At 62.6% G+C, this 230-nt stretch carries 1 protein-coding gene; it reads left to right on the top strand.

Going from position 1 to position 230, the window contains the following annotated elements; translation table 11 throughout:
• The coding region (locus tag SB816_RS35425; RefSeq protein ID WP_410548675.1) for a tryptophan 2,3-dioxygenase family protein at positions 1–230 on the top strand (230 nt) is incomplete at both ends.

The raw sequence follows: 230 nt of genomic DNA, 5'->3' as shown, positions 1-230 counted from the left end.
CGACGGCTGGCACGACGCCCAGCTCGACTTCTCGAAGTCGATGAGCTACGGCGATTACCTCGGCCTCGACAAGGTGCTCAACGCCCAGCATCCGCTCTCGCCGGATCACAACGAGATGCTGTTCATCGTCCAGCATCAGACGAGCGAATTGTGGATGAAGCTCGCGCTCTACGAACTGCACGCCGCGCTCGCGAACGTGCATCGCGACGAGCTGCCGCCCGCGTTCAAGC

This window comes from Achromobacter sp. SIMBA_011, from assembly GCF_046535435.1.
In the GTDB taxonomy this organism is placed as follows: domain Bacteria; phylum Pseudomonadota; class Gammaproteobacteria; order Burkholderiales; family Burkholderiaceae_B; genus Achromobacter; species Achromobacter dolens.
This window is presented reverse-complemented; position numbering and strand designations above follow the sequence as displayed.